The following is a 22055-nucleotide window of genomic DNA, read 5'->3' as shown; positions in this document are numbered from 1 at the left end:
CCACCTGACTGGCTTCATCCCCTAACCGCCACGGCGACCCTGATGAATGCTGCTGCCGCTGAGGAAAAGCCAAAAGGGTTCGCAATCAGAACCCTGGCAAAGCTCGCCACCCTGTTCTGGTGGCTGCTTCTGGCTGTTCTTGTGCTGGCTGCGCTCTATGCCGGGTTAGGGCGGCAGATTACCCAGAACATCGATGACTATCGCCCGCAGATTGAGCAGCAGCTGTCCGATCTGGTCGGGCAGGAAATCGTGATTGGCTCCCTGTCGTCCCGCTGGAACTGGCTCAACCCGACCATCATTGCCCGTGATCTTTCGATGAAACCGACAGCCGGCGAGGCGGATGTGGGCTCTCTCCAGAGCCTGCGGGTCGGCCTGGATTTTCTGGCGTCACTGCGACGGTTCCGGATTGTGTTCTCGGATTTCGAGGCCAACGGTCTGGAACTGGTGATCAATCAGTCTGCCCAGGGCGAAATTGAGGTCGAAGGCGCGGATCTGCCAGAGCCGGTGGCCGATGACCTGAGCGAGTGGATCGACCTGGCGGGCCAGTGGCTGTCCGACCCCTCTGTCAAAGTGACACGGGTTATCCTGGGGCTGAGGGATGGCGCTGGAAAACTCAGGCAAGTTGAAATTCCCCAACTGGACCTGGTTTATCGTCAGGGGCTGTTTCATGCATCCGGCCGGGCCATGCGCCCCGGCACCACCCAGCAGCTTGCGAGTTTCAGGTTGGTGGGTCAGCACTTTTTCCGCGGCGATTTTACTGGCCAGTTCTACGGGGATATCAACTCCGGGCGCCTGTTTGACGGCCTGATCCAGGAATATGGCTGGCGGGGCATTCGCGCAGAGGGTTTTGATGTGGGCGGTCAGCTCTGGCTGACTTTCCGGGATGGTCTGATGGAACAGGTCAGTGGCATTCTGAAGACCCCCTATCTGCAATTGGGCGTGGGCAGTGAGTCCCTCGCACCGCTGGAAGATATCAGCGCCCGATTCGGTTGGCGCCGCAGCGAGACCGACCGGCAGATCAGTGATCAGGGCGAGGAATCAGAAACTCCTCCATGGCACCGTACTGGCCAGTTTCACCTGAATGACCTGAGCTGGCGCTGGAACGGCGAAACCGTCCCCGGTTTTGATCTCAGATTTCAGACCGGTTCAGCGCTGAATGTGCTGGTGGCGGACCGCTTACCCATAGCTCCGGTTCGGGGCCTGCTCAGCCGCCTTCAGATTCTTCCTGACGCGGTTTCAGGCGCTCTTGGCAGATATCGCCCGGCGGGCAATCTGGATCAACTGCTTCTGCAAGTGCCCACCGATGAATCCGGTCAGTTCCGGCTGACGGCTGAGCTCAGGGACATTCAGGTGCGGGCGGTGGATGGTGCGCCCGCAGCTCAGGGGCTGTATGGCTCGCTGGTGGTGACCCCCAGCGGTGGCCTTGTCAGCGCTGACTCAGATGACCTGACGTTCGGGTTTCCCTCGCTGTTCCGGGGGTTGTGGCAGGTTCGCAATTTCTCGGCAGACGTTGCCTGGCGATTCGATGACGGCGCAACCAGAGTGTATTCCCAGGATATTGCCATGGACTATGGGCCGGAAGCCCGGTTGAGTGGCGCTTTCGACCTGAAGCTTGTTCCCGGGGGCGAAGATGTTCTGGGTCTTCAGGTGGGCGTCCAGAACGGCAAGGCCGATATGCTGGCCGACTTTGTCCCGGCAAAGATTGTCGACCAGGGCTTGTATGACTGGCTGACCACCGCGATTCGTGAGGTGGATATTCGTCAAGGCAGCTATTTTGGCCATGGCCAGATTGGTAGCGGATCTCCCCCGGGATCCTTTGTGTCTTCCATGGTCTACGATTTCGAAAATGGCACCGTAGCCTACGATGAGCGCTGGCCGGAAGTGACCGGGGCGTCAGGGCGGGTGTTCGTGCATCAGGGTCAGACCCGCATCGATCTGGCGACTGGCCGGACCGGCGGAATTGATCTGCAACCCGGACAGGTCAGGGTGGAGCCAGGCATCGGCGATGACAGCACCATGGTTTATATCGATGCCGCGGCGCCTGTGACAGGCGATGCCCTGGCCTGGTGGATGGAGGGCAGTCCACTGGGTGAACTGGCGGGAGCAGCCTCGGACAGTCTCGTTGTTGAAGGTGATTTTTTCCTGGACTTGGGCCTGGCCCTGGCGCTGGATTCGGAGCAGGCCCCGGAAGTTAACGCTCGGGTGCGCACCGAAGCCGGTTCCGTGCGATTTCCCGGGGCCGATCTGGAGTGGACGAATGTCTCAGGGGAGGTCAGTTACAGCACCGAAAACGGATTTTCCAGCGCACCGGTCAGCGCACGCTTCCTCGGCAACCCGGTGTCAGTCTGGTTCCGCAAAAGTCAGTTTGGCAACGGTCTCACCCTGCGCCAGCAGGGTCAGGTAGATGTCGCCGCCCTGCAGAACCGGCTTGACCTGCCCGAAGGCAGCTCCCCCGGGGTAAGTGGCAGGCTGGCCTATGAGGCGGTACTTGAACTGCCTCCGGATAGCGACCCCGTTATCCGTTTGATGTCTGACCTGGTGGGTGTCACGATCGACTGGCCAGCCCCCCTGGGCAAGCCCGCCGCAACCCAGGCCCCTCTGGACATTACCCTGGAACCTGGGCTGAGCGAGGGGCTGGGGGTCAATGTGGACTGGCAGGAGCGAATGAACCTCGATCTGGTGCTTCAGGCCGGAAGGGTTGACCTGGCAGTGAATGATCTGCGCCTCGGTGAACGGCGGTTCCAGGACATGCGTCTGGACGCGGTATCCGGCGCTGAAAACTGGCTGATCAACATTTCCTCGGACTGGCTCCGCGGTATGATCACCTGGCCAGTGGCAGCGTCCGGTTCCGGGAGCCTCGATCGCGATCGTGTGGTGAACGTTGACCTGGAAAAGCTGGCCCTTGCCCGCAATGAGGAACAGTTGGCCGAAGACGAGGCGCCATTGCAGGCCGAGGATCCGGTAAAGGCGTTCCAGGACATGGATTTTGCAAGCTGGCCTGAGGTCAATGTGCGAATTGCGGACCTCCAGATCAATAACGAAAACGCGGGCAGATGGTCGTTTCGGTTACGGCCGGAAGCCAGCGAGGTTACCGTTGAAAACATCGAAGGCCAGCTCAAGTCACTGATGCTGGCCGGTGTGCTGCGCTGGCGGATTGAAAACAATCAGGAGCGCACGGGCTTTCAGGGCACGCTCAATGGTGAATCTCTTGCTGATATAGGCGCATTGTTTTCCAGCGAAATCCCTTTCCGCAGCGACAGAACCGCCATTAATCTGGATCTGGACTGGCCGGGCCGGCCGGATCAGTTTTCGGTAGACAGGCTCAGCGGGAGCGCGAGCATGCGCTTTGATGATGGCGTGATTCTGGAAGGCAACAGTACCGCTCAGCTTTTCCGGGTGTTCAATCTGCTCAATTCAGACACCCTTTGGAGAAGACTGAAACTGGACTTCTCGGATCTTTATGAAGCCGGCGTTGCGTTCGATGCGATTTCGGGGAAGGCCACGCTGGATAATGGCTTACTGACCCTCGACCCTGAGCTGCAGATTGTCGGCCCGTCTGGCGCCTTCAAGTTCAGTGGCACCACCAGCATGGCCCAGGAAACCCTGGATATGAACATGGTGGTGGTGTTGCCCCTGACCCAGAACCTGCCATTGGCCGCAGTGCTGCTGGGTGCAGGTGCGCCCATCGGGGGTGCCCTCTTCGTGCTGGATAAAGTACTTGGCGACCCATTGAGTAAACTGACCAGTGCAACCTATAGTGTGGAAGGGTCATGGGATGAGCCAGACGTTCGTCTCAGGCGGGTATTTGATAATGGCGACTAGAGCGCAGGCAACAGCAATCAAAGGGAGCAGGCCGTGTCAGCAGTGACAGTGAAAGGCGTTTCAGCGCAGGAAAACCGGGTGGCTGCCATTCAGATGGTCAGCGGCGCGGATATTGACAGGAATCTGGAAGAAGCCCGGCAGTTGCTGGTTCAGGCCGCTGGCATGGGTGCCAGGGTCGCGGTACTGCCAGAAAACTTTGCCGTGCTTTCAACCCGCAGGATGCTTGAGTGTGGCCGCCTGGAAATCGGCACGGAAGGGCCGGTTCTGTCATTCCTTGCAGAACAGGCGGCGGCCCTCGGTATCTGGATTGTGGGTGGTTCCGTTCCTGTCGCAACCCGCCCGGACGGGTCCAGGATTGAAGACCGTGTCCGTGCAAGCTGTGTCGTATTCGATGACACCGGGCGGCAGGTTGCGCGTTACGACAAGATTCACCTGTTCGATGCGGTCGTCGAAGATGCCCAGGGGCAGTACCGGGAATCCGATACCTTTGAGCCGGGTGAAGAGGTTGTCGTTGTCGATACACCGGCCGGCCGGCTGGGGCTGGCAATCTGCTACGACCTGCGCTTTCCGGAGCTTTTCCGCAAGCTCCGGGAGCAGGGTGCGCAGTGGGTCACTCTGCCCAGTGCCTTTACCTGGACCACCGGCGATGCCCACTGGCATGCCCTGATCAGGGCCCGGGCCATTGAAAATCAGGTCTGGCTTGTGGCACCGGGGCAGGGTGGCTACAACAGTGAGCGGCGCAGAACCTATGGCCATAGCCTGGTAGCAGACCCCTGGGGCAGAATACTGTCGGAGCTGGATGAAGGCCCTGGCATTGTTACCGCAGAGCTGGATATGGACCGGTTAGAGGAGGTCAGAACCCGCATGCCGGTGTGGGATCACCGAAAACTCTGACGTCATCGTCAGGCGGATTCAGCGTCGTCGATGCATTCCCGCAGATAGCGGAACAGTTTGCGCGGCTGGCCCGTGTTCTTCTCTTTCTCGGCATCCCGCCTGGCGTTGCGCGCCAGGTTCCGCAGGTGCTGAATGTCTGCGGTGGTGCAGTAGTCCAGAAATTCCCCCACGGCACTGTCGCCTTCTTCAATCATCCGGTCGCGCCAACGCTCGGCCAGGTGGTGCCGGCGGGTGTGTTCTTCGCTGCCTGAATAGAAGGCGTCAATCTGGCGGGAAAGCCCTTCCGGGTCGTCCTCCTGACGGATAACCTTACCGATGTATTGCAGGTGTCTGCGTTTGGCTTCGTTCTGGCGAATACGGCGTGATTCTTCGATTGCGGCCCGCAGTGTGCCGCTGATGGGCAGGGTGTCGAGCTGGTCGTTGCTCAGATCCAGCATGCGTTTGCCCAGATCCTGCAGGGCCTGCATCTCCCGTTTGAGCTGGGATTTGCTGGGGCCATCGTATTGTGGTGCTTCGTCGTCGTATTGATTCATTAGTCCAGCTCGGTTGTCGGATTACGCATAAACCAGCGTCGCAAGTCCCAGAAACGCCATGAACCCGACACAGTCCGTCACGGTCGTCAGGATGACGCTGCCCGCCAGGGCCGGGTCAATATTCCGCGATTTCAGGAACAGCGGCAGTACCGTGCCCACCAGCGCCGCGGCAATCAGATTGATCACCAGCGCGGCGGCAATAATGACGCCAATCATGATGTCGGCGAACCAGAAAGAGGCGGCCGATGCCACAACCGTCGCCCAGAGCACGCCGTTCAGCGCACCCGCGACGAATTCCCGGTTAAGCAGCCAGCCTACATTGGCGCCACTGATCTGCCCCACGGCCATGCCGCGAATCACCAGCGTCAGGGTCTGGCTGCCGGCGATGCCGCCCATGCTGGCGACGATGGGCATCAGCACTGCCAGTGCGACTACCTTCTCGATGGTGGCTTCAAAGATGCCGATAACCGCCGAAGCGGTAAACGCAGTCAGCAGGTTAATGCCCAGCCAGACCGCGCGGCGGCGGGTGGTCTTGAGGATGGGCGCGAACGTGTCTTCGTCTTCGTCCAGACCCGCCATGCTCATCAGTGAGTGGTCGGATTCCTCCCGGATAACGTCAACCACGTCATCGATGGTGATCCGCCCCAGCAGGCGGCCCTCTTCGCTGACCACCGGCGCCGAGATGAGGTCGTAGCGTTCGAACAGGGTAGCCACCTTGTTGTCTGACAGGGTCACAGGAATCGGATCTATGTCGGTGTCCATCACCTCACGCACCGTGGCGGCGGGGTTGGATACCAGCATCTTGGTGATTGGCAGCATGCCGATAAATTCATCCCGTCGGCTGACCACAATCAGGCTGTCGGTCATCGGCGGCAGGTTGCGATGCCGGCGCAGGTAGCGCAGCACCACGTCGATGCTGATGTCGGGCCGCACTGTAATGGTGTCGGTGTTCATCAGGCCGCCGGCGGTGTCCTCCGGGTAGGAGAGCACTTCCTCGACCCGCTGCCGGTCCTGTTCGTCCATGGTGTCCAGGACTTCCTGAATCACCGTATCCGGCAGTTGTTGCAGAAGGTCGGCCAGGTCGTCCGACTCAAAATCTTCAATGATGTCCGCCAGCTCCTGAGCGTTCAGCTGGCTCAGGAAGTAACTGCGGATATCATCGTTCAGATACTGAAGAACTTCGCCTTCAAGCTGTTTGTCGACCAGATTCCACAGCAGGGCGCGCTGGCGCGGTGGCGAGGATTCCAGCAGATGGGCAATATCGCTGGGACTGAGGCCACCGTTGAGAATGCGGGAGACCTGCTTGAGCGCGCCACTGTCCAGCGCTTCGCTCAGTGAGCGAAGACGTTGGCGAGCCTGGCTTTTTTCAAGGATATCGGTCATAGAGCACCCGCAGTCTGAAAACGCCCGTATTATAGCGGAGTTAGGCTTGCCTGGTGAGAAAGAGTTTCGGTTGAATGCCGTGGCCGGTTGGCCAGGGTTTTACTCGCCTTCGCCAAAATAATCGTCGATCAGCCCGGCCAGAGCTTCGATGGCTTCGACCTCGTCGTCTCCCTCGGCAATCAGCTCCACTTCCATGCCCTGACTGGCGGCCAACATCATCACCGGCATGATACTTTTTGCGTCCACCTTCCGGCCCTTGCGGCTGATGTGAACGGCACTGTCATACTGGGAGGCAGTCGCCACGAGTTTGGCGGCTGCCCGGGCGTGAAGCCCCAGTTTGTTGATAATCGTGATGTTGCGTCGGACCATAAAGTCAGGATTCCCGGCTTTGCAGGTGCGGTAGTTCAGTGTGGCGAACCTGTACGTTGCTGTAGCGGCTCTGGAAATGACGGCTCAGTTGCTCACAGGTATAAACCGACCGGTGCTGGCCACCGGTGCACCCGATGGAGATGGTCATGTAACTGCGGTTGCTGTCGGCAAACGACGGCAACCAGTTTTCCAGAAAGCCGATCAGGTCGTTCACCATCCTGCCGCTGAGTGGGTCGTTTTCCAGAAACTCGATAACCGGCTGGTCGATGCCCGTAAAACGTCTTAGCGACGTATCCCAGTAAGGGTTCGGCAGGCAACGCACGTCGAACACGAAGTCTGAATCCAGGGGTACACCGTGCTTGAAGCCGAAAGACTGGAACAGCAGCGCCAGCTCCTGTTCCCGGCGCCCGGCCACTCGCTGTTTCACCATGTCCCGCAGTTCATACATCGACATGCCGGTGGTTTCGATGTAAAGGTCGGCAAGCCTGGACAGCGGTTCCAGCAGGAGTTTTTCATTACCGATGGCCTCCCGGAGTGAGGTTTTATCGTCACTCAGGGGATGCTTGCGGCGGGTGGCGTGGAACCGTTGCAGTAGCGACTGCTCATCGGCGTCAAGATAGATGATTTCAACGGTAACACCGGTCTGCTGCAGGCTGTGGTACAGGTTTTCAAAATTGCTGAGTTCGCCGGAGAGGTTGCGGGCGTCAATACTGACCGCCATTTTCGCCAGCCTGCTGGGGGACGACTGGCCAGTAGCCTCCTGGGTCAGGGGCACCAGCAGGCCGATGGGCAGGTTGTCGATGCAGTAGAAGCCCAGGTCTTCAAGTACATGCAGAACCGTACTCTTGCCAGAACCTGAACGGCCACTGACGATGATCAGTTTCATGCCCGGTTACCTCAAACAGGTGTTTTCAGTGGCTTTCCGCCAGCATTTGCCGGTAGAGCGTTTCGCCATCCGTGCACTGGCGCAGATGGTCACAGAAGGCGCGATCGTTGAACTTTTCGGCGATCTGGCTGAGCAGTTCCAGGTGTTCGCTGGTGGCTTCCTTGGGAACGACCAGCGCAAACACCAGGTCGACCGGCTGGTTGTCGATGGCATCGAAGCCAACGCCGTCTTCCAGGGTCATCAGCACACCCACAACGTGATCCAGCCCTTCGAGGCGGCAATGGGGAATGGCAATGCCCTGGCCGATGCCCGTGCTTCCCAGACGTTCCCGGGATACGAGGTTATTGAAAATCTGGGCATCACTGAGCGTTTCATCCCGATGCTGAATCTGTTCTGCGATCGTTTCCATCACCCGCTTTTTGCTGGAAGCTGGCACCCGGCAGAGCGTCAGTTCAGGCGCGAGAATGTTCTCAATAGTCAGGGTTGTATCGGTCATGAATCGACATTGGTTCCGTAAAAAAAGGCTGCGGCGCTGAAATGGCTGTACGCCAGCGCCGCAGCTCGATTAGTGACATGCAGGGTGGGCCGACCTAACGGGCACCATTGCCGTGCATACGGTCTACGTTCTTTTCCTTGTGCTTGAGAACCTGCCTGTCCAGCTTGTCGACCAGGGCATCAATGGCTGCGTACATGTCCTCGCTTTCCGCCTTTGCGTGTATTTCGCCGCCAATCACATGAAGAGTGGCCTCGGCCATCTGTCTGACTTTTTCAACCTCAAGGGTGACCTGACAGTTGCTGATGTGGTCAAAGTGACGCTCAAGCTTGTCAAACTTACCAGTAACGTAATCTTTCAGCGCGGGAGTCAGTTCTACGTGATGGCCGGAAATATTGAGTTGCATAGGCGTCTCCTTTATCAGCGGGCTGATGTGTCCTACACCAGTCGCTTGCGTTCGTTGGATGGAGGTATGTGCATTGCTTCACGGTACTTGGCCACGGTCCGTCGGGCCACTTTAATACCCTGATCCCCTAGCATGGCTGCAATTTTGCTGTCGCTCAATGGCTTTTTCGGCGTTTCGGTTGAAATCAGTTTCTTGATCATCGCCCGGATTGCCGTCGACGAGCATTCGCCGCCTTCGTCAGTGCTTACATGACTGGAAAAGAAATATTTCAGCTCAAATATGCCACGGGGGGTGTGCATGTATTTCTGCGTGGTCACCCTGGAAATTGTCGATTCGTGCATTTCCACCGCCTGGGCAATGTCAGACAGAATCAGCGGCTTCATGGCCTCTTCACCATGGTCCAGAAAACCCTGCTGGTGTTCGACAATACGTGTCGCCACTTTAAGCAGGGTTTCGTTGCGACTCTGCAGGCTCTTGATAAACCATTTTGCTTCCTGCAGCTGGTCTCGCAGGTAGGTATTGTCGGCGCTGCTGTCTGCACGCTTGATAAGTGAAGCATAGCTGGCATTCACTCGAATGCGCGGTGCGATGTCCGGATTCAGCTCAACCCGCCACCGGTCCTTGTGCTTGCGAACGATTACGTCGGGGATAACGTAGTCCGGTTCGGCCTGATCGATGGTGTCACCCGGGCGCGGGTTCAGGGCGGTAATCAGTGCCAGGACTTCCCGCAGCTGATCTTCTTTCAGACGGCTGCGGCGCAGCAACTGGGCGTAGTCGCGGTTGCCAAGCAGGTTGATGTAGTGGGTAATGACCAGCCTTGCCTGCGCCAGCCAGGGTGTTTCAGGGGGCAGCTGGTTCAGCTGGATCAGCAGGCACTCCTGCAGATCACGGGCGAAAACGCCCGGCGGGTCAAAATGCTGCAGCCGGTGCAGCACCGCCTCGACTTCGTCGAACTCCAACTGGTCTTCATCGGTTTCCTCGACCATACCGGAGTGGATTTCCTCCAGCGGTGAGGTCAGGTAGCCGTTGTTGTTGACCGCATCCAGCAGGGCATGGGCGATGGCCTGGTCACGCTCACTCATTGGCGTCAGGTTAAGCTGCCACTCCAGGTGATCCCGCAGGGTTTCGGTGGGGGAGTTGCGGGTTTCAAAGTCGTGGTCGTTTTCATCATCGTTGCGGGCGGCCGTGCTGGGGGCTGACTGGTAGATATCTTCCCAGGCGGTATCCACCGGAAGGTCGTCGGGAATGTTGTCCGGGCTGTCGGTTTCGGAAGACCAGTCTGGGCCGTTTTCGTTTTCATCCCAGTCGGCCGGGGTGTCGGTTTCGGCGCTGCTGGCTGTGTTGGCGTCACTGTCGTCAGCGCTGGCTTTGTCCAGGGTGTTATCAGGGGACTCTGAAGCATCAGCGGCCTGGTCTTCGTCCTCGGAGGTTTCCAGCATGGGGTTGGATTCCAGCGCCTGCTGGATTTCCTGCTGAAGGTCGAGGGTTGAAAGCTGCAGAAGCCTGATTGCCTGTTGCAGCTGGGGTGTCATGGTCAGGCTCTGACCCAGCTTTAACTGTAAAGAGGCTTTCATAACCATGATTCAGGGTCCGTCACTGAGTCCCTCATGTACAGGGCGTTGACAAAAACTCTATGTATGTTGGCAACTTGCCAAACCAAGCAAGTTCTTTGCCGAGTGTACTTGCTTGCGCCTGGCAAAACAATCAGGCGGTGTGACGTAGCGGTTCGCAGAGCTGGTTCAGAGTCTGAATTCATTGCCAAGATAGACTTCTTTGACCTGCTGGTTAGCGAGGATCTGATCGGAGTTGCCAGACGCAATGATGTGACCACCACTGACGATGTACGCATTCTCGCAGATATCCAGGGTTTCCCGCACGTTATGATCGGTGATCAGCACGCCAATGCCCTTGTCCCGCAGGTGCCGGACAATCTGCTTGATGTCACTTACGGAAATGGGGTCAACGCCGGCAAACGGTTCGTCCAACAGGATGAATGCAGGCTCCATCGCCAGGGCCCGGGCGATCTCGACCCGTCGGCGTTCACCGCCTGACAGCGCCATGCCCACGCTGTCGCGGATGTGGGTGATGTGGAACTCTTCCAGCAATTCTTCCGCTTTCGCTTCGCGTTCGTCGCGCTTGAGATCGCGGCGGGTTTCTAGAATGGCCAGAATATTGTCTTTCACGGTGAGTTTGCGGAATACCGAGGCTTCCTGGGGCAGGTAGCCAATGCCCTGGCGGGCCCGGCCGTGCATCGGCAGTGGCGTGATGTCCTTGCTGTCGATGGTGATCCGGCCATTGTCGGCGGGCACCAGCCCCACAATCATGTAGAAGCAGGTGGTCTTCCCGGCGCCATTAGGGCCCAGCAGGCCAACAATTTCGCCGCTGCGGATTTCCAGTGACACATCGATGACGACTTTTTTCTGTTTGTAACTCTTTGCCAGCTTACTGGCTCTCAGAACTGCCATCCGCTTCCTGCCCGTTTTCGCTACTGCGTGAATTGCGTGGCTGGATAACCATTTCTACCCGTCCGCCGCCGTCACCCTGGTCGGCGGAGCCCTCAGCGGTGACCACACGTTCGACGCTATCATAATGAATCAGGTCGCCGCGAAACAGGTTGCCGTCCTGCTCGATGACGGCTTCACGTTCAAAGGTGACCCGATTATCGTCCGCGGACCAGGTGATATTGAGGGCCTGGGCAGTGGTTTCACCCTGGCCTTCTACGGCGGGCTGGTTGTAGCGGGCGGGCTGGCCATTGGCTTCAATTCTGCTAACGCCGTTTTCGCTGCGATGAAGCACTACCCGGTCGGCGGTAAGCAGAATATTGCCCTGGCTCATTTCCACGTCACCGGTATAGGTGGCGATGCCCTGGCTGTCGTCCAGGCGCGCGTTGTCAGCACTGACCCGGATGGGCGTGTCTGAATCCAGCTCAAAGGCGCCGGTAACGGGGGCGAACAGAACCAGTAGCAGTGGCAGAATTGCAGAAGCCTTTCTGCTTTTGCCGATGATCTGGCGAGAACAGTTAATTACCGGTTTCATAGCGTCCTTCTACCTGCGCGTTGAGTTCGAGTATGCGTTGGTCTATCCACACTTTCATGCCGGTGGCCCGGGTGATGCCCAGGGCGTCGTTGATTTCGACAGGTTCATCGGTATAAATGGTGTGTTCCCCATTATTCAGAGTCAGTGCCTGGGTGGTCAGGGTCATCGGGCCACGCTGGTCGGCCAGGCGCACGATCCGCACATCACCGGTCAACTGCATCAGGTCCCGGGCTTCCAGAAACTCGCCGTCAGCAGCCTCGACTTCCCAGGAGGCATTGCCGGCTTCGCCGAAGAGCATGGCCCTCGGTTGCTCCATCCGGGTCAACTGGTCGGATTCGAACTGCTCGATACGCTGGCTTCTGATTCGGCTGGCCAGCTGCCCGGTGTCACTGAACGACAGATACTGGCCGCCGATGACAAACGAGTCTGGCTCTGCCTCGCCGCGAAGTGCGGCGGCATCGACCGGCGTTGAGGGTTCATCGCTTTGCCAGAGCACCGCCATCAGGGCGGCGATGGTTACCAGTAGTGCCACTGTTCGCAGCCGGGGGTTGCGTATCAGCTCGCCTGCAGTCATTGGCCGGGTTCCCGGTATGGCAAGAGCGCATGGTCAAGTTTTCCCTGGGCGGCCAGTAACAGATCACAGATTTCCCGCACTGCCCCAGAGCCACCGGCCGCGGCCGTGCACAGGTCCGCTGACTCGCGCACGGCCCAGTGCCCGTTCGGAACCGTGATGCCCAGCCCCGCGTAGAGAATGGCGGGTAGATCAGGCAGGTCGTCGCCCATGTACGCAATGGCCTCTGGGGCCATATTCAGTGAGCCTGAAATTTCCAGCAGGGCCACTTTCTTGTCTTCGCGGCCCTGCATCAGGTGGCGGATGCCCAGGCTTGTCATGCGTTTTTCGGTCAGCGGCGAGCGCCGGCCGGTAATCACTGCCACTTCAATACCCGCCGCCATGACCTGCTTGATGCCCAGGCCATCGAGAATATTGAAACCTTTCATTTCGTCGCCGCTGGCGGTGAAGTACAGCTTGCCATCGGTCATGATGCCGTCGACATCCAGTGCCAGCAGTTTTATGCTCCCGGCCTTTTCAAGGTCAGCCTCTGGCCAGTTCGGGCTGAGGTTGCCAGGCATCAGATCACTCCTGCCCGCAGCAGATCATGCATGTTGATGGCGCCTGTCAGCAGGCCCTCGCGGTTGATGACCGGCAAAGCGCTGATTTTCATCTCTTCCATAATGTTCAGTGCTTCGGCAGCCAGTTGGTCTTCATGAATGGTGCGACCGTTCCGGGTCATGACATCGGATATGACCGTGGCATGAATGTCTATGGAGCGGTCCAGGGTCCGGCGCAGGTCGCCGTCGGTGAAAACGCCGCAGAGCTCGTCGGCGGCGTTGATCACGGTGGTCATGCCCAGCCCTTTGCGGGAGATTTCCAGCAGGGCGCCGCTTAATGGCGTGTCTTCCCGAACCCGCGGGATCTGGTCACCGGAATGCATGATGTCTGACACCCGAAGCAGCAGGCGTCGGCCCAGGCTGCCACCGGGGTGAGACATGGCAAAATCCTCGGCGCTGAAACCGCGGGCTTCCAGCAACGCCACCGCCAGTGCGTCACCCATTACCAGGGTAGCGGTGGTGCTGGACGTGGGTGCCAGGCCCAGCGGGCAGGCTTCCACGGCGACGCTGACGTCCAGGTTGGCAACCGCTTCCCGGGCCAGGGTTGAGTTGGCGTTACCGGTCATGCTGATCAGCGGCGCGCCCATGCGCTTGAACAGTGGCAGAATGGTGAGGACTTCACTGGTGTTGCCGCTGTTGGAAATGGCAAGTACTACGTCCTGGCCGGTAATCATGCCCAGGTCACCATGGCTGGCTTCGCCGGGGTGGACGAAAAATGCCGGGGTGCCGGTGCTTGCCAGCGTTGCTGCAATCTTGTTTCCAATGTGTCCTGACTTACCCATCCCGGTCACGACGACACGGCCCTTACAGGCCATGATGGCTTCACAGGCTTTGACGAAGCTGTCGTCGATTCGCGACAGCAGCGCATTGATGGCGTCACGCTCGATTTCGATCGCCCTGAGGGCTGATTCCCGGAAAGTCAGGCTTGTGTCGCTGTTCATTCGTTGTCCAGATTCTGCTGATGAGTGGGTTGTGATCTGAGTCATCAGATGTACCGTGTTTTCGCGTGTGGCCAGAGTATATCACTTCCGGCTGAGGCTGAAGGCTGCATTGACATCCGTTCATTTTGACGCTGTTCGATTGAGGTTCCCGCCAGCTTGGCATAATGTAGCGCACTTGGACGAACGCCGGGCGTGGTATGAGCGACACAACTGATTCTTTTAGTGAACCCTACATCGAGCTGACGGACGTGGTTTTCTCCCGGGATGACCGTCGTATCTTCGATGGTGTCAGCCTGAAGATCCCCCGGGGCAGGATTACTGCCATTATGGGGCCCAGCGGCACCGGGAAAACCACTCTGCTTCGGTTAATCGGCGGCCAGCTGAAACCGGATTCCGGCAGCATAATCCTTGCCGGCGAATCTGTGCCTGACCTGAAGCGCAAATCGCTTTATCAGCTGCGTGAAAAAATGGGCATGCTGTTCCAGAGCGGCGCCCTGTTCACCGACCTGAGTGTGTTCGAGAACGTCGCCTTCCCAATTCGCGTGCATACCCGCCTGCCCGAGGACATGATTCGCGACATCGTGCTGATGAAGCTGGAGGCTGTTGGTCTCCGCGGTGCGCGGGACCTGATGCCAGCGCAGCTTTCCGGTGGCATGACCCGTCGGGTGGCGCTGGCCCGCAGTATCGCGCTGGACCCCGAACTGATCATGTACGACGAGCCGTTCGCCGGGCAGGACCCCATTGCCATGGGCGTGTTGGTGAAGCTGATTCGCGACCTCAATCATTCCATGGGCATGACCAGTGTGCTGGTGTCTCACGATGTTCCAGAATCCCTCAGCATCTGCCATCACGCCTGTATTGTGTCCGATGGCCGGATTATCGGTGAAGGCACTCCGGACGAGCTTCGCAACCACCCGTCAGCCAAGGTTCAGCAGTTTCTCAAAGGTCATCCTGACGGCCCTGTGCCTTTTCACTATCCGGCCGCAAACGCTGGTAACGACTGGGGTATTGATGGGGGTGGAGGGTGATGCAGTGGCTGGCGGATCTGGGCAGGCAAGGGCGTGAGTTGATCGAATCCCTGGGGCGCTCCGGGCAGTTTCTTGCGGGGTTTCTTCTGGGTGTTCCGAATGCCCGGGTCGGTTTTCCGTTGCTGGTCAAGCAGCTGTATTTCGTGGGTGTTCTGTCACTGGCCATTATTGTTGTGTCCGGCCTGTTTATTGGCATGGTTCTGGGACTTCAGGGCTACACCATTCTGAGCGATTATGGCTCTGAGTCCGCCATCGGGCAGATGATTGCCCTGACGCTGGTCCGTGAACTGGGGCCGGTGGTGACCGCGCTGCTGTTTGCCGGCCGCGCGGGCTCTGCATTGACGGCGGAAATTGGCTTGATGAAAGCCACCGAACAGCTGTCCAGCCTGGAAATGATGGGTGTGGACCCATTGCGGCGAGTAGTTGCCCCGCGTTTCTGGGCGGGTTTCCTCGCCATGCCCGTGCTGGCGGCCATTTTTTCAGTGGTGGGCATCTGGGGCGGCATGCTGGTCGGTGTGGAATGGCTGGGCGTATTCGAGGGTTCCTTCTGGGGCAACATGCAGTCATCGGTCAGCTTTACCAGTGACGTGCTGAACGGTGTGATCAAGAGTGTGGTGTTCGGCTTCGTCTGTGCCTGGATTGCGGTTTATCAGGGGTACGATTGCGTGCCCACCTCAGCGGGCATCAGTTCAGCCACCACCAAAACCGTGGTGTTCTCGTCGCTGGCGGTTCTGGGGCTGGATTTCGTGCTGACAGCGGTGATGTTCGGTGATTTCTGAGCGGGTTATAATAACGCAAAAGGTTGAGGGTTAACTCATGGCACAACGGAAGTCGGACCTGGTAGTGGGGCTTTTCATGCTGGCTGGCATAGCCGCGCTGCTTTTTCTGGCGCTGCAGGTCAGCGGGCTGACGCCCAAATCGTCCGAGGATTCTTACACGCTCTACGCCAATTTTAATGACGCCGGTGGCCTTGCCCCGCGCGCGCGGGTTTCCATGGCAGGGGTAACCATCGGCAGTATCCGCGAAATTTCGCTGAACCGGGAAACCTTTCAGGCCCGGGTCGTCATCGATGTGAGCACCAGCGTTGATAACATTCCGGCAGACAGTGCAGCAGTTATACGTACATCTGGATTGTTGGGTGAACAGTATATTGACGTATCGGTTGGTGGCGACATGGAATCGCTGTCCGACGGCGACACTTTTTATTCGACTCAGTCAGCCATGAATCTTGAGCGGCTGATTTCCAATTTTGCATCTGGTCAGTAGACGGCTCTGGTGATTTCCGGGGCAATCAGAGTTTTATAGGAGATATTGATGATCGCATTCAGAACTGGCCTTGTGGCCCTGACAATTCTGCTGTTTGGAGCTTCAGTGCAGGCCAGTGCAGAGACAGAGGAAGAGCTGCGGCAGTACGTTGATCGCAACACTCAGGAACTGGTGGACAAGCTGAATGCAGAGAAAGGGCTTTACGATGAAGACCCAGAGGCCTTTTACGCCAGCATGGACGAAGAGCTCAGCGACTTTGTTGATTTCCGCCGCATCGCCGCCCGGGTAATGGGACGGTATGCCCGCCAGAGCACACCGGAGCAGCGGGATGAGTTCGTTGTGAAGTTCAAGCGCAGCCTGTTCGATAGTTATGCCCAGGCGTTGGTGAGCGCAGAGGATTTTGAGATTGAAGTGAAAGAAGCGTTTATCAATCCCGAGAACCAGGGCCGGGCGTCGGTCCAGATGGAAGTTATCAGTGCGTCGGGCAACCGTTACCCGGTCACCTATTCCATGTACAGAACGAATGAAGGCCAGTGGATGATGGAAAACGTGATTGTCGAGGGCGTAAACATTGGCCTGGCATTCCGTGACCGCTTCACTCAGGAGATGGAACAGAACCGCGGTGAAGTCCAGAAGGTGATTGATGGCTGGGGTGACGCCATTGAATCCCTCAATCTTGAGCAGGAAGTTAACAAGTCGTGAGTCAGCCGCCCCGGCTGGAGCTTGAAGGTGACTGCCTCAAGCTCAGTGGCGATATTGGCCCGGCGAATGTCGGTGGCATCCGCAGCGAGGGCGAGCGGCTGATCGCCGGGCTCGACCAGGACATCACTGTCGATCTGTCCCGCCTGGGTGCCGCGCACAGCGTGGTGCTCTCACTGTTGCTTTGCTGGGCGCGCCTGGCGCGCTCGCGCAATCAGGTGCTCAGGGTGGAGGGCGCCGGAGAGCGCCTGCGGTCCCTGGCGGCACTGAGCGGTCTTGACGAGCACCTGCCCGGTCTATCCCATAGCTGACCCAGCGTCCTTAATTGGTTACAATCCCGCTCTTGGTTCACAAACGCCCGAGGAATATTTATGGAATCCGCCGAAGTCGTCGAGCTGGTTAAAGAAGCATTGCCGGACTGCGAAGTACAGGTTCAGGTTGATGGTAACCACTATCTCGTCGTTGTGGTGGGCGAGGTGTTTGAAGGCCTGCCAACCATCAAACGGCAGCAGATGATCAATAAGGCGCTGTTCAAACACGTCATGGATGGCACCATTCATGCCCTGCACCCGAAAGCATTCACCCCAGCTGAATGGGCTGCCCGTCAGGGCTGAACGTCCTGACAACCGTCCCAACAACAACAGGATTCTACCGTGGATAAACTTCTGATCAGAGGCCGAAAGCCATTGTCTGGCGAAATCCGGATTTCCGGAGCCAAGAACGCTGCGCTTCCGATTCTGGCCGCAACGTTGCTGGCGGATGAGCCTGTGACCGTTGGCAACCTGCCGCACCTGAATGACGTCACCACCATGATCGAGCTGCTGGGCCGCATGGGCGTTGAACTGATGATAGATGAGAAAATGAGCGTTGAAGTTCACGCCAATACCATCAAGCACTTCCACGCGCCCTATGAACTGGTCAAAACCATGCGCGCGTCGATTCTTGTGCTGGGCCCGCTGGTGGCGCATTTTGGCGAGGCCGAAGTGTCTTTGCCCGGCGGCTGTGCCATTGGTAGCCGCCCGGTGAACCTGCACATTCACGGCCTGGAAGCCATGGGCGCCGAGATTACCGTTGAGAATGGCTACATCAAGGCTAAAACCAACGGCCGCCTGAAGGGCGCTCACATATTCCTGGATACGGTCACCGTGACCGGTACTGAAAACCTGATGATGGCGGCGGCCCTGGCGGATGGTAAAACCATCCTCGAAAACGCCGCTCGCGAACCGGAAGTGGTGGACCTGGCGGAATGCCTGATCGCCATGGGGGCAGATATCAAGGGCCATGGCACCGCGACCATCGAGATCAACGGCGTGCCACGCCTGCACGGTTGCCACTACAACGTGCTGCCGGACCGGGTCGAAACCGGCACCTATCTGGTTGCCGCTGCGGCCACCCGCGGCAAAGTAAAGCTGAAAGACACCCGTGAGGATCTGCTGGAAGCGGTTTTGCTCAAACTCCAGGAAGCAGGTGCCGAGATCGAAACCGGCAAGGACTGGATTTCCCTGGACATGAAGGGCAAGCAGCCGAAAGCCGTCAGCATCCGCACGGCGCCTTACCCCGCATTCCCCACGGATATGCAGGCGCAGTTCGCGGCGATGAACGCCGTCGCAGAGGGCTCCGGCACCATTGTTGAAACGGTCTTCGAAAACCGCTTCATGCACCTACAGGAACTGATTCGCATGGGCGCTGACATCACCCTCGAAGGCAATGCCGCGATCATCAAAGGTGTGGACCATCTCACTGGCGCGCCGGTCATGGCTACCGACCTGCGGGCTTCAGCCAGCCTGGTTATCGCGGGCCTTGTGGCCGACGGCGATACCGTTGTGGATCGTATTTACCACATCGACCGTGGCTACGAATGTATTGAAGAGAAGCTGCAATTGCTGGGCGCGAGTATCCGCCGGCTGCCAGCTTAAAGACACTGACCGGAACAGAGCATGACCGATTCCATCACCATTGCCTTGTCGAAGGGCCGAATTCTTGATGAAACCCTGCCGCTGCTGAAAGAGGCGGGGATTGAGCTGGTCGACGATGTAAAGAAATCCCGTAAGCTGGTGTTTCCAACCACGGACCCGAGCGTCCGTATTCTGGTTTTACGGGCGACGGACGTGCCGACCTATGTTCAGTATGGCGGCGCAGACCTGGGTGTGACCGGCAAAGACGTACTGATGGAGCATGGTGGTGAAGGGCTCTACGAGCCGCTGGATCTGAATATTTCCCGGTGTCGGTTAATGACGGCAGGATTGAAAGGCCAGCCAACACCGCCGGGTCGAATCCGGGTTGCTACTAAATTCGTAAACCTTGCGCGCCGTTATTATGCGGCCCAAGGTCGTCAGGCGGACATTATCAAGCTCTATGGTGCAATGGAATTAGCTCCGATTCTGAATCTGGCCGATGAAATCGTTGATATTGTAGATACCGGCAACACGCTCAAAGCCAATGGGCTGGAGGCCAGAGAGCTGATTGAGCATATAAGTAGCCGATTGGTGGTAAACCGAACCTCCATGAAGATGAAACACCAAGGCCTTAACCCCATAATTGAAAAAATGGCAGCCGCTGTAGAAAAGCGTAAACAGAGCTAGGCAGGCGGTTGGAGAACTACTGGTTGAAAATGTGCGGAGCCATGGATGGCGGAGCCCAAGCGTCACAGGGATGTGCCGTAAGGAGCGTTTTTCAACCAGTAGTTCTCCAACCGCCATTACTCATCATCGCCGGGCTTACCCAAGTGAGACTCAGGACCAAGAAATGACCGATATCAGCATTACCAGACTCAATGCTTCCCAGAACGACTTCGATTCTGAGCTAGCGCGCTTGCTGGCATGGGACGATAGTGTGGATCAGTCAGTGAACGAGTCGGTTCGTCATATCCTGCATCAGGTGAAAACCCGGGGTGATGCGGCGGTTCTGGAATTTACCGAGAAGTTTGATCGGCTGAAAGTTGGTTCTGTAGCCGAGTTGGAGATCAGCCAGGAACGTTTGCAACAGGCGCTGAACGCGATTCCTGAGGATCAGCGCATCGCCCTTGAAAAGGCCGCTGACCGTGTGCGTGACTATCATGAACGCCAGAATCAGAAGTCCTGGCAGTATGAGGATCAGGACGGAACTGTACTGGGCCAGAAGGTGACGCCGCTGGATAGGGCAGGGCTTTATGTGCCCGGTGGTAAAGCAGCCTACCCGTCTTCTGTTCTGATGAATGCGATTCCGGCCAAGGTCGCCGGAGTTAGCGAAGTGATTATGGTTGTACCTACTCCGGATGGTGTCGTGAACGACATGGTTCTGGCTGCGGCCGCCATCGCTGGTGTCGATCGGGTGTTCTGTCTGGGCGGAGCCCAGGCGGTTGGTGCGCTCGCTTATGGCACTGAAACGGTTCCTGCTGTCGATAAAATTGTCGGGCCAGGCAATATTTTTGTGGCAACCGCCAAACGGGAAGTGTTTGGCACCGTCGGTATCGATATGATCGCCGGCCCGTCGGAGATTCTGGTGATCTGCGATGGCCAGACAGATCCGGACTGGATTGCCATGGATCTGTTTTCCCAGGCGGAGCACGATGAGCAGGCCCAGTCGATTCTGATCAGCCCGGACGGAGATTTCCTGAATGCGGTGGAGAAGAGCATTAACGCGTTGCTACCTACCATGGAGCGTGCAGACATTATCCGCACGTCCATGACGGACCGGGCGGCGTTGATTCAGGTGGCGGATCTGAAAGAGGCGGCTGCGGTTTCCAACCGGATAGCGCCGGAGCACCTGGAGCTGTCTGTGGAGAATCCGAACGAGATGCTTGAAGACATCCGCCACGCCGGTGCGATTTTCATGGGGCGTTATACCGCCGAGGCACTGGGTGATTACTGCGCGGGGCCGAATCACGTCTTGCCTACCAGTGGAACGGCGCGTTTTTCCTCGCCGCTAGGGGTTTACGATTTTCAGAAGCGTTCTTCCATTATCGGCTTCACCGCGCCGGGTGCCGACAGAATGGGCCGTGTTGCGTCTGTTCTGGCCCGGGGCGAGGGGCTGACCGCACACGCACGTTCTGCGGAATACCGCGTTAAAGACTGAAAGGGCTGCAACTATGAGTAAGTTCTGGAGCCCATTGGTGAATGACCTGGTGCCCTATGTTCCGGGTGAGCAGCCAAAGATGGCGAATCTGGTCAAGCTGAATACCAACGAAAACCCCTTTGGGCCGTCCCCGAAAGTGGTCGATGCCATTCGTGCCGAGCTGAACGATAACCTCCGTTTGTATCCAGACCCGGAAGGGGAGGCGCTGAAAGACGCGATCGCCCGCTACCACGGGCTGAATCAGGATCAGGTTTTCCTGGGCAACGGCTCCGATGAGGTGCTGGCCCATATTTTCTACGGTCTGTTCCAGCACGGTCAGCCGGTGCTGTTCCCGGACATTACCTACAGTTTCTATCCGGTTTACTGCGGGCTCTATGGTATTGAGGGCAAGACAATCCCTTTAACCGAGTCCTTCGAGATCAATCCGGATGACTACGCCCAACCCAATGGCGGTGTGATTTTCCCCAATCCGAATGCGCCGACCGGTCGCTTTCTTGAGCTTTCGAAGGTTGAAGCGATTGTAGCCGCCAACCCGGACCGTGTGGTGGTGATTGACGAAGCTTATGTGGATTTCGGTGGTGAATCGGCGATTACCCTGGTGGATAAATACCCGAACCTGCTGGTCAGCCAGACCCTGTCCAAAGCCCGGTCACTGGCAGGGCTTCGAGTCGGCTTTGCGGTGGGTCATCCGGACCTGATCGAGGCCCTGAACCGGGTCAAGAACAGCTTCAATTCTTATCCGCTGGACCGCCTGGCGCTGGCCGGTGCGGTCGCGGCGTTTGAAGACGACAGCTGGTTCAAGGCGACCTGCGAAGGCGTGATCGGTGAGCGGGACTGGGTGACCAGCAAACTGGAAGCCCTGGGATTTGAAGTGCTTCCATCCAAAGCCAATTTTGTCTTTACACGTCATCCCGACCATTCCGGCGAGTCCCTCGCCAGAGGTCTGCGGGATCAGGGCGTAATCGTGCGTCACTTCAACAAGGCGCGGATCGACGATTTCCTTCGCATTACCACCGGCACAGCAGACCAGAACAAGCGCCTGATTGAAGTGCTGACCGGTCTGGTCTGAACGCAAA

24 protein-coding genes are annotated in these 22055 nt (G+C 58.1%); 12 read left to right on the top strand and 12 right to left on the bottom strand.

The window, feature by feature from the left end:
* Positions 1-42 precede the first annotated feature (42 nt).
* Both E5Q11_RS06900 and E5Q11_RS06895 read left to right on the top strand, forming a co-directional pair.
* On the top strand, positions 43-3822 hold the full coding sequence (locus E5Q11_RS06900) for a YhdP family phospholipid transporter (protein WP_135802679.1): 3780 nt from the start codon (positions 43-45) through the stop codon (positions 3820-3822).
* 33 nt (positions 3823-3855) lie between these two features.
* Positions 3856-4716, top strand: a complete 861-nt coding sequence (locus tag E5Q11_RS06895; RefSeq protein WP_225314863.1) for a carbon-nitrogen hydrolase family protein — start codon at positions 3856-3858, stop codon at positions 4714-4716.
* 8 nt (positions 4717-4724) lie between these two features.
* Here E5Q11_RS06895 and yjgA read toward each other — a convergent pair whose 3' ends face one another.
* The 12 genes from yjgA to E5Q11_RS06835 all read right to left on the bottom strand — a co-directional run bounded on the left by yjgA (position 4725) and on the right by E5Q11_RS06835 (position 13933).
* On the bottom strand, positions 4725-5249 hold the full coding sequence (gene yjgA, locus E5Q11_RS06890; protein WP_135802678.1) for a ribosome biogenesis factor YjgA: 525 nt from the start codon (positions 5247-5249) through the stop codon (positions 4725-4727).
* A gap of 21 nt (positions 5250-5270) precedes the next feature.
* Positions 5271-6632 carry a magnesium transporter gene (gene mgtE / locus E5Q11_RS06885; protein WP_135802677.1) on the bottom strand — a complete coding sequence of 454 codons (1362 nt, stop codon included), beginning with the start codon at positions 6630-6632 and terminating at the stop codon, positions 5271-5273.
* A gap of 99 nt (positions 6633-6731) precedes the next feature.
* On the bottom strand, positions 6732-7001 hold the full coding sequence (locus E5Q11_RS06880) for an HPr family phosphocarrier protein (RefSeq protein ID WP_135802676.1): 270 nt from the start codon (positions 6999-7001) through the stop codon (positions 6732-6734).
* 4 nt (positions 7002-7005) lie between these two features.
* Positions 7006-7887 carry an RNase adapter RapZ gene (gene rapZ, locus E5Q11_RS06875; protein WP_135802675.1) on the bottom strand — a complete coding sequence of 294 codons (882 nt, stop codon included), beginning with the start codon at positions 7885-7887 and terminating at the stop codon, positions 7006-7008.
* 25 nt (positions 7888-7912) lie between these two features.
* On the bottom strand, positions 7913-8383 hold the full coding sequence (gene ptsN, locus E5Q11_RS06870) for a PTS IIA-like nitrogen regulatory protein PtsN (RefSeq protein WP_135802674.1): 471 nt from the start codon (positions 8381-8383) through the stop codon (positions 7913-7915).
* 94 nt (positions 8384-8477) lie between these two features.
* Positions 8478-8786, bottom strand: a complete 309-nt coding sequence (gene hpf, locus E5Q11_RS06865; protein ID WP_135802673.1) for a ribosome hibernation promoting factor — start codon at positions 8784-8786, stop codon at positions 8478-8480.
* A 32-nt stretch (positions 8787-8818) separates the two neighbouring features.
* A complete protein-coding gene (locus E5Q11_RS06860) occupies positions 8819-10360 on the bottom strand; it encodes an RNA polymerase factor sigma-54 (protein WP_135803359.1) in 1542 nt (513 codons plus the stop codon).
* 165 nt (positions 10361-10525) lie between these two features.
* Positions 10526-11251: an LPS export ABC transporter ATP-binding protein gene (gene lptB / locus E5Q11_RS06855; protein WP_135802672.1), complete on the bottom strand. Its 726-nt coding sequence runs from the start codon at positions 11249-11251 to the stop codon at positions 10526-10528.
* Complete coding sequence (gene lptA, locus E5Q11_RS06850) at positions 11229-11822, bottom strand: lipopolysaccharide transport periplasmic protein LptA (protein WP_135802671.1); 594 nt, start codon at positions 11820-11822, stop codon at positions 11229-11231. The genes lptB and lptA overlap by 23 nt, the downstream gene beginning before the upstream one ends.
* The gene (gene lptC / locus E5Q11_RS06845) at positions 11806-12396 is read right to left on the bottom strand and encodes an LPS export ABC transporter periplasmic protein LptC (RefSeq protein ID WP_135802670.1); all 591 of its coding nucleotides are present in this window, start codon (positions 12394-12396) and stop codon (positions 11806-11808) included. The genes lptA and lptC overlap by 17 nt, the downstream gene beginning before the upstream one ends.
* The gene (locus tag E5Q11_RS06840; protein WP_135802669.1) at positions 12393-12953 is read right to left on the bottom strand and encodes a KdsC family phosphatase; all 561 of its coding nucleotides are present in this window, start codon (positions 12951-12953) and stop codon (positions 12393-12395) included. Before E5Q11_RS06840 ends, lptC begins: the two co-directional genes overlap by 4 nt.
* The gene (locus tag E5Q11_RS06835; protein WP_135802668.1) at positions 12953-13933 is read right to left on the bottom strand and encodes a KpsF/GutQ family sugar-phosphate isomerase; all 981 of its coding nucleotides are present in this window, start codon (positions 13931-13933) and stop codon (positions 12953-12955) included. Before E5Q11_RS06835 ends, E5Q11_RS06840 begins: the two co-directional genes overlap by 1 nt.
* 197 nt (positions 13934-14130) lie before the next feature.
* Between E5Q11_RS06835 and E5Q11_RS06830 the strand changes: the two genes are divergently transcribed.
* The 10 genes from E5Q11_RS06830 to hisC all read left to right on the top strand — a co-directional run bounded on the left by E5Q11_RS06830 (position 14131) and on the right by hisC (position 22048).
* On the top strand, positions 14131-14961 hold the full coding sequence (locus E5Q11_RS06830) for an ATP-binding cassette domain-containing protein (protein WP_135802667.1): 831 nt from the start codon (positions 14131-14133) through the stop codon (positions 14959-14961).
* Positions 14961-15740, top strand: a complete 780-nt coding sequence (gene mlaE, locus E5Q11_RS06825; RefSeq protein WP_210426294.1) for a lipid asymmetry maintenance ABC transporter permease subunit MlaE — start codon at positions 14961-14963, stop codon at positions 15738-15740. The genes E5Q11_RS06830 and mlaE overlap by 1 nt, the downstream gene beginning before the upstream one ends.
* A gap of 37 nt (positions 15741-15777) precedes the next feature.
* Positions 15778-16227, top strand: coding sequence for an outer membrane lipid asymmetry maintenance protein MlaD (mlaD, locus tag E5Q11_RS06820; protein ID WP_135802665.1), 450 nt, complete (start codon positions 15778-15780; stop codon positions 16225-16227).
* A 48-nt stretch (positions 16228-16275) separates the two neighbouring features.
* Positions 16276-16929 (top strand): MlaC/ttg2D family ABC transporter substrate-binding protein, encoded by a 654-nt coding sequence (locus E5Q11_RS06815; RefSeq protein WP_135802664.1) that lies wholly within the window; start codon positions 16276-16278, stop codon positions 16927-16929.
* Entirely contained in the window at positions 16926-17237 is a 312-nt protein-coding gene (locus E5Q11_RS06810) for an STAS domain-containing protein (protein WP_135802663.1), read from the top strand. The genes E5Q11_RS06815 and E5Q11_RS06810 overlap by 4 nt, the downstream gene beginning before the upstream one ends.
* Positions 17238-17297: 60 nt before the next feature.
* Positions 17298-17540, top strand: coding sequence for a BolA/IbaG family iron-sulfur metabolism protein (locus E5Q11_RS06805; protein ID WP_135802662.1), 243 nt, complete (start codon positions 17298-17300; stop codon positions 17538-17540).
* Between the two features lie 39 nt (positions 17541-17579).
* Positions 17580-18842 (top strand): UDP-N-acetylglucosamine 1-carboxyvinyltransferase, encoded by a 1263-nt coding sequence (gene murA, locus E5Q11_RS06800; RefSeq protein ID WP_135802661.1) that lies wholly within the window; start codon positions 17580-17582, stop codon positions 18840-18842.
* A gap of 21 nt (positions 18843-18863) precedes the next feature.
* The gene (hisG, locus tag E5Q11_RS06795; protein WP_135802660.1) at positions 18864-19508 is read left to right on the top strand and encodes an ATP phosphoribosyltransferase; all 645 of its coding nucleotides are present in this window, start codon (positions 18864-18866) and stop codon (positions 19506-19508) included.
* Positions 19509-19671: 163 nt separating this feature from the next.
* On the top strand, positions 19672-20979 hold the full coding sequence (gene hisD / locus E5Q11_RS06790) for a histidinol dehydrogenase (RefSeq protein WP_135802659.1): 1308 nt from the start codon (positions 19672-19674) through the stop codon (positions 20977-20979).
* Positions 20980-20992: 13 nt separating this feature from the next.
* Positions 20993-22048 (top strand): histidinol-phosphate transaminase, encoded by a 1056-nt coding sequence (hisC, locus tag E5Q11_RS06785; protein WP_135802658.1) that lies wholly within the window; start codon positions 20993-20995, stop codon positions 22046-22048.
* The last annotated feature ends 7 nt before the right edge of the window (positions 22049-22055 follow it).

This window comes from Marinobacter confluentis, from assembly GCF_004785685.1.
Lineage (GTDB): Bacteria > Pseudomonadota > Gammaproteobacteria > Pseudomonadales > Oleiphilaceae > Marinobacter > Marinobacter confluentis.
This window is presented reverse-complemented; position numbering and strand designations above follow the sequence as displayed.

Excerpts from the sequence above, each read along its gene's own strand:
- E5Q11_RS06900 (WP_135802679.1), top strand. The coding sequence starts at position 43 with ATGAATGCTGCTGCCGCTGAGGAAAAGCCAAAAGGGTTCGCAATCAGA.
- yjgA (WP_135802678.1), bottom strand. The coding sequence starts at position 5,249 with ATGAATCAATACGACGACGAAGCACCACAATACGATGGCCCCAGCAAA.
- mgtE (WP_135802677.1), bottom strand. The coding sequence starts at position 6,632 with ATGACCGATATCCTTGAAAAAAGCCAGGCTCGCCAACGTCTTCGCTCA.
- E5Q11_RS06880 (WP_135802676.1), bottom strand. The coding sequence starts at position 7,001 with ATGGTCCGACGCAACATCACGATTATCAACAAACTGGGGCTTCACGCC.
- rapZ (WP_135802675.1), bottom strand. The coding sequence starts at position 7,887 with ATGAAACTGATCATCGTCAGTGGCCGTTCAGGTTCTGGCAAGAGTACG.
- ptsN (WP_135802674.1), bottom strand. The coding sequence starts at position 8,383 with ATGACCGATACAACCCTGACTATTGAGAACATTCTCGCGCCTGAACTG.
- hpf (WP_135802673.1), bottom strand. The coding sequence starts at position 8,786 with ATGCAACTCAATATTTCCGGCCATCACGTAGAACTGACTCCCGCGCTG.
- E5Q11_RS06860 (WP_135803359.1), bottom strand. The coding sequence starts at position 10,360 with ATGAAAGCCTCTTTACAGTTAAAGCTGGGTCAGAGCCTGACCATGACA.
- lptB (WP_135802672.1), bottom strand. The coding sequence starts at position 11,251 with ATGGCAGTTCTGAGAGCCAGTAAGCTGGCAAAGAGTTACAAACAGAAA.
- lptA (WP_135802671.1), bottom strand. The coding sequence starts at position 11,822 with ATGAAACCGGTAATTAACTGTTCTCGCCAGATCATCGGCAAAAGCAGA.
- lptC (WP_135802670.1), bottom strand. The coding sequence starts at position 12,396 with ATGACTGCAGGCGAGCTGATACGCAACCCCCGGCTGCGAACAGTGGCA.
- E5Q11_RS06840 (WP_135802669.1), bottom strand. The coding sequence starts at position 12,953 with ATGCCTGGCAACCTCAGCCCGAACTGGCCAGAGGCTGACCTTGAAAAG.
- E5Q11_RS06835 (WP_135802668.1), bottom strand. The coding sequence starts at position 13,933 with ATGAACAGCGACACAAGCCTGACTTTCCGGGAATCAGCCCTCAGGGCG.
- E5Q11_RS06830 (WP_135802667.1), top strand. The coding sequence starts at position 14,131 with ATGAGCGACACAACTGATTCTTTTAGTGAACCCTACATCGAGCTGACG.
- mlaE (WP_210426294.1), top strand. The coding sequence starts at position 14,961 with ATGCAGTGGCTGGCGGATCTGGGCAGGCAAGGGCGTGAGTTGATCGAA.
- mlaD (WP_135802665.1), top strand. The coding sequence starts at position 15,778 with ATGGCACAACGGAAGTCGGACCTGGTAGTGGGGCTTTTCATGCTGGCT.
- E5Q11_RS06815 (WP_135802664.1), top strand. The coding sequence starts at position 16,276 with ATGATCGCATTCAGAACTGGCCTTGTGGCCCTGACAATTCTGCTGTTT.
- E5Q11_RS06805 (WP_135802662.1), top strand. The coding sequence starts at position 17,298 with ATGGAATCCGCCGAAGTCGTCGAGCTGGTTAAAGAAGCATTGCCGGAC.
- hisG (WP_135802660.1), top strand. The coding sequence starts at position 18,864 with ATGACCGATTCCATCACCATTGCCTTGTCGAAGGGCCGAATTCTTGAT.
- hisD (WP_135802659.1), top strand. The coding sequence starts at position 19,672 with ATGACCGATATCAGCATTACCAGACTCAATGCTTCCCAGAACGACTTC.
- hisC (WP_135802658.1), top strand. The coding sequence starts at position 20,993 with ATGAGTAAGTTCTGGAGCCCATTGGTGAATGACCTGGTGCCCTATGTT.